Source organism: Pseudogemmobacter sp. TB195, assembly GCF_058313095.1.
Window position 1 is genome coordinate 1 of the sequence record NZ_JBZEGG010000097.1, and the last position, 816, is coordinate 816.

General features: G+C 63.0%; 2 protein-coding genes. Both read left to right on the plus strand.

All coding sequences use genetic code 11. The annotated features are described in order from the left end of the window. Positions 1 to 542 (plus strand): hypothetical protein (locus AC4FS3_RS28785; protein ID WP_491023380.1); only part of this gene is annotated, 542 nt, incomplete at its 5' end. Positions 543 to 626: 84 nt separating this feature from the next. Continuing rightward, positions 627 to 816: hypothetical protein (locus AC4FS3_RS28790; protein ID WP_491023381.1), on the plus strand; the 190-nt coding region annotated here is incomplete at its 3' end.

Genomic DNA, 816 nt, shown 5'->3' on the forward strand with positions numbered 1-816 from the left:
AGGCTGACGCGATCCGCCGCGCCGAATATGATCAGATGCAGGCGCAGCTGCGCAGCACTTTCTACAGCTGGGATGCGGCGGCGGAATCCATCCTCTGCCGGCGCGGCGATCTGATCGCAGTGCAGCACGATATGCTGACAGAGCGCAGCGGCTCGGCCCGTGTGATCGGCATAGAGTATGACGGTTCCGGCAATGTCACGGGCTTGCACCTCGACGGCACGGTAGACCTTCCGGCGGCGCCAGACCTGATGACAGTGCCGGATCTGCTGGCGGTCGAAGATATGCTTTCGCTCGGGCAGCAGTTCGGCATCTCCATCCGGCGCAGCAACTCGACCACGACGCATCCAGTCGCCTCGGCCGATGGATACAGCGTCACCTTTGATCCACCGATCAGCCCTGCCGGTCTCGATGAGGGCGCACTGGTCGGCTGGGGGCCGATGGGGCGCGAGTATCTGCGCCTGATCATCTTCGGCATCACCCCGAAACCGGATTTTACCGCGACGATCACCGCCGTGGATGAAGCCCCTCAGCTCTGGACCTGACCGATGGCACCTAGACCGAAATTTGGCCCTCTCACTCCGCCGCCTCTGCCCGGGCTGGATTTCCTCGGCGAATACCATGGCGGGATGAAAGGTTTATTCGATGCAGCCGTTTTCCCACTGACGGAGATCGGCGGCACCGCAAACGGCGTAACCGCCAGCCTTGCCTGGGATCTCGATGCCGGTCTCCTCGATGGCATGAAGTTCACGCTGACCTGGGCGGCAGACAATACCGGCCCGATGACATTGGCGATCAACGGCGCCGCGCCGGTGAGTG